Origin of the sequence: Geobacillus sp. DSP4a (assembly GCF_013096875.1) — a bacterium.
In the GTDB taxonomy this organism is placed as follows: Bacteria; Bacillota; Bacilli; order Bacillales; family Anoxybacillaceae; genus Geobacillus; species Geobacillus thermophilus.
In genome coordinates this window covers 1-4820 of record NZ_SDLD01000084.1, presented here as the reverse complement: position 1 = coordinate 4820, position 4820 = coordinate 1, and the positions used below count along the sequence as shown (strand labels likewise).

The 4820-nt window shown below is 32.9% G+C and carries 3 protein-coding genes; all 3 read left to right on the top strand.

What is annotated here, in order from left to right; translation table 11 throughout:
* Nucleotides 1-292 precede the first annotated feature (292 nt).
* From ETC02_RS16100 to ETC02_RS16090, 3 genes are read left to right on the top strand one after another with little or no spacing between them, the layout of a single operon-like run.
* On the top strand, nt 293-1654 hold the full coding sequence (locus ETC02_RS16100) for a radical SAM/SPASM domain-containing protein (protein WP_011888512.1): 1362 nt from the start codon (nt 293-295) through the stop codon (nt 1652-1654).
* 22 nt (nt 1655-1676) lie between these two features.
* Complete coding sequence (locus ETC02_RS16095; protein ID WP_041265047.1) at nt 1677-2738, top strand: PqqD family peptide modification chaperone; 1062 nt, start codon at nt 1677-1679, stop codon at nt 2736-2738.
* A gap of 14 nt (nt 2739-2752) precedes the next feature.
* Nucleotides 2753-3973 carry an MFS transporter gene (locus ETC02_RS16090; RefSeq protein ID WP_011888510.1) on the top strand — a complete coding sequence of 407 codons (1221 nt, stop codon included), beginning with the start codon at nt 2753-2755 and terminating at the stop codon, nt 3971-3973.
* Nucleotides 3974-4820: the final 847 nt, after the last annotated feature.

Below are 4820 nucleotides of genomic sequence, written 5' to 3'. Positions count from 1 at the left end.
TCGACAATATGAATGAGATGCTTGATGACCGGTTTGGAAAGCTGCAGCGTCAACCCCAGCGTGAAGAAAAACTTGTGGATTCCTTGGTGATGTGCTAATCTATTCATGAGACATGAACCTCCTTGTGGATAGTTGGTGGTACATCTATTCTAACCAAGGAATCGGGTTCATGTCTCCTTTTTTGTTTAGTTGTCAATTTATGTCAGTGAATTTGCTCATCTACAGTAATTTAATAGGAGGAGGGCAACTATAGTTGACCTCCTCTTAATTTGCAATAGTAAAGGAGGATAATATGAGCCAAAACTTAGAAAGTTTAATACCATATATAGAAAAGATAAAAAAAATGAAGTTTAGGGAAGATCTAGGACTATTGTTCGAAAGTAATACTGGTATCATTCACAGAGTAGATGGAGACATAGGTGTGTTAATATTATCTTTAATTCGTCAAAATCATGATATTAACTATATCAAAAATTACATTTTACAAGAGTATGATGTTCAAGAAGAGGAGTTAATAGATGATATATTTGTATTTATATCAAATATTTGTGAACATAAGGAAAAAGTATGGGAGTGGGACATTGAAAAAAAGCATAATAAATTACTAGAATTCCCTCTTCGCATTGAAATAGAGGTAACTTCCCTATGCAACTGGAATTGCGGATTCTGCTACAATGTCTGGAAAATTGATCCTAATCTTAGTGATGAGGATGTTCAAAAGAAAATAAAAATGTTGCCACAAAAGCATCTTCCCAAAGAAACAGTCTTTAAGATTCTAGATGAATGTAATGAAAACGGTTGTTTCATAGTGCGATATAGTGGGGGAGAAACTTTATTGCATCCTGATATAGAGGAAATTCTTGAATATGGGGGGAGTTTGGGTCTTTATCAAGTAGTGTTTACAAATGGTCATTTTATAACACCTGAACGTGCAGAACGTTTTAAAAAATACAATGTGGGCACGGTTTTAATTTCTTTACATGGTGATAAGAGACTACATAATTTGCTAACTGGACATAAGATGGCTTATCAGAAAGCAGTCAGTGCGATTGAAACTCTTGTAAAGACAGGAATTGAAGTTGTTGTAGAGCTGACTTTAGTAAAAGAGAATTTTAACAGCGCAATTGATGTAATGAAAGATGCGTATAATAGAGGAGCTAGGTATTTTAGTGTTATGAGATATGTACCAACTGGAAAAAATGATGATAAATACGGCGTGCCCATTGAAAATATGCTGCCACTAATGAAACAGATTGACGAATTACAAAAACAATATGATGATTTAGTAATTGCTTGGCCATGTGGTCAAAAAATGTGCACTTCAATAGAGGATTCTCCTCTAAGTGCCGATGATCCGACCTTACCTTTAAGAAAACGCCAATTATCAGGGCACTGTGAAGCTGGTTTGGTTTGGGGGAGTATATCTTTTAATGGTAAGTTAAGACATTGTCCACATAGCAATGTATATTTTGGTGATGTAACGACAGACGGGATAAAAAGTATATGGAATAAAATGACAAAGAAAGTTTCCGAGGTACTTACACCACGTAATACATGTATGGGTTGTAGTGAGTTATATAGTTGTAGAGGTGGATGTCATTTACCTTACTTTTTTGAACCTTCTTCATCTGCAAAGTCGCAATGTTCAGTTTAATGATTTAGGGAGGTTGAATTTTATGTTGACGTTAATTATAGGGGATAAACAATTTTCCTCTTGGTCCATGAGAGCATCTATTATTCTAAGAGAGAGAAAAATACCTTATAGGGAAATTATTGCTGGACTCGATTGGCCTATTAAATTTACTAAAAATGGAATAATTCCAATAAAAGATAAGGACGATTATGACTTGCCTAAAGAACCTGCATCTGGTTGTGGATGTCAAATAACCCAACTATTGAACATTGATGATACACAGTTAATAGAAAATAGTATTGTAGAGCATTTACCAAGAGTACCTATTTTAATAGATCCCGAAACAGGTGCTGTAATTTGTGATGTTTTAGCTATATCTGAGTATTTGGAAGAAAATTTCAAGGATTATCCTAGCCTTTTGAGTGATGATATCGTAAAGAGAAGTGATATTCGAGTTTTTAGTAGTCATATTCATGCTGATTTATTACCATTAATGAGTGGAATGTCTTATGCTAACTCATTTAGAAAAAATAATCAAAAAGAAATACCTAATGATGCTTTAGAACAGTTAAAAGAGACTTTGGAATTATTAGAGAATACTTTGGCCCGAAAAAAAGCAAAAGGTTGGACAGGGGAATTTTTATTTGGAGACTTCTCTTTAGCTGATGCAATGTTTGCACCAATTGCTCAACAAATTCGAGGATGGAATATAAAAGTTACAAATAACGAAGTCAACAACTATTTAGATTCATTGCTTAATAGGGAATCCATAAAATTATATTTAGAGGAAGCGAAACAACCATATAAATTACTGGAAGAGGCAAAAGAAAATTCTCCTACTTGGATTGCAAGACACTATAGAATTTGGGAAGAAATAAGGATGATTCATAATTGTGAAAACGATGTATATCATATTTTAGAAGATGATGTGGGTTTATTATTCTTTAATTTGGCATTTAAAGGATATTCTAAAGAAGAGATAGCAAAAACTGTTTTAAATGAGTACGATGTCGATGAAAAAACGATATTGAAAGATATAGAAGATTTCTTCAATAAGATACATCCGAACAGAGTTGTAGAAAATAGCTTAATTGATGTTTTGTAGCGAGGTTTTTAACAATGAAAAATTTATTAAAAAATTTCCAAATAGGAATCGCAGAAATATTAAGACTTCTATCTACAGAAATATTAATGATTTTAATTCCTATTTTAGGTATCAATATATTAAATTTAAATAACTCATCTATTGGTTTTGCTATTTCTTTATCATCAATTGGATTTTTGATATTTGGTTATATAGCAGGTTTAATAGCCGATTCGTGGAACAGAAAATATATGATGGTAACTCTTCTACTTATTAAATCTCTTCTATTTGGTATGTTTGCATATTTAGCATTATCTTCAAATTTAACTAAGTTAAATTATTTTTTAATAATTTTTTTAATAGGACTAGTCATAGTAATTATAGAAACTACTTTAACAGCATGGATTCCTGATATTTATAGTAAGGATGAATTAGCAGGAATTAACAGCTTACTCCAATTTTCTAGATCTAGTGCCAATTTATTAGGTCCAGCATTAGGTGGAGTAGTTATAGGGATTTTTGGAGAAGAGTTGACAATGACATTTATTTCATGCTCATTATTAATAAGCTCGATTCTAATGTTAGGTATTAAAAATTCAAATAAGGTGACAGTAGAACGCACAAGAAAAATAAACATTATAAAGAATATAAAATATATCTTAAAAAACAATATCTTAAAGTCCATAGTTCTTACTACCAGTACTATTAATTTTTCAATGTCAATGTACGGAGCAATTGTTATCATTTTTTTAATTAAGGATTTGAAGCTTAGTGAATCTTTAACTGGCATAATTTTGTCCTTAGGAGGAGTCGGAGCATTATTAGGGTCTTTTATTACCCCAAGATTGATAAAAAAATTTGATGTGCTGTCAGTTATGATTTTTGGTCCCATCATACCGAGTTTTGGCCTGCTTTTTATGGGATTTTCTTATGGAAAAGCAGGAATATTTGTTTTTATAACAGGTATAATTTTCTGTTATGCTGCGAGGAGTATAGGTAGTATTGCGAGAATGACGGTTCAACAAATTATACTCCCTTCTCATATAAGGGGGGAAATAAGTGGTGTAATGATGATGATAACATGGGGGATGATACCCCTTGGTTCAATGGTTGGAGGTTTAGTGAGTGATATATTAGGGTTGAGAACTGTCTTGATTTTAGCAGGGATACTCTTAATATTTTCAAACTTTTGGATGATAAATTCCGATATAAGAAAGTACAGAAACATACTATCCGATGATCAAGTAGTTTTGTAAGAGAAAAAAATGATTGCTTACTGTCAACAACGATTTAAAATTGACTCTTAAGTTCTTTTGGTGAAAAAGCCAAGATACTTGAGAATGAGAAGCTAAAAAATTCGAATTGCACACTAATTTTCCCAATTAGCTCCCTCTATCACCAATATTGCATAAGAGCCATTTTATCACCGTTGATTACAGCTATCTGAAACCGGTAAGCCTGGAACAGCCGAATACACTGTTATGTATGACTATAAAGGCGAAAGTGAACTATATACATGCTCATTGAAAAATTAACATTTGCCTTCTCCTGCAACTAACTTCCTCCCCCCATGGCTCAGCTTGCAGATTGAGCCTACAGGATCTTTGGAGGAAGTGCTGCAGCGCTTAGGGTGTGCAGGATAACGGAGAGGTTAACTCTTCATGTTGCATGTATATAGGTACTAACGCGAGCTTTATGTTCCAATGTGGAAAATTAATTAATAAACGAATGCAGCCTACTCGTTTTGAGTAGGCTCTTTTTTGTTCATCATAAAAAAGAGGGCGGAGTAAGACTCCGGCCTTCTTGATGAGCCATAACACGAAAATATGGGTATTTTCCTATATTTATTGAAATATTACAATACACAATTATGTATCAGAAAATTCTTTTTGTTAAATTGAGTAATCGGATTTCTTAATTTACTGGCTATTATGGGATGTGCCGACTGCAATACGTAAGTTTTTTAAAAGTAACTTTGTAAATTATCATTTTATTTCAGCACAAAACGCCCATTTTTTTGCACATTCTTTCAGAAAGCCCTCTCCCCTTTTCTGAAGGAATGTGCTAAATTTTTTGTGAATTGTTTCGGACAAAGATTTCCTT

Coding starts and splice junctions, on each gene's coding strand:
- ETC02_RS16090 (WP_011888510.1), top strand. CDS start 2,753: ATGAAAAATTTATTAAAAAATTTCCAAATAGGAATCGCAGAAATATTA.
- ETC02_RS16095 (WP_041265047.1), top strand. CDS start 1,677: ATGTTGACGTTAATTATAGGGGATAAACAATTTTCCTCTTGGTCCATG.
- ETC02_RS16100 (WP_011888512.1), top strand. CDS start 293: ATGAGCCAAAACTTAGAAAGTTTAATACCATATATAGAAAAGATAAAA.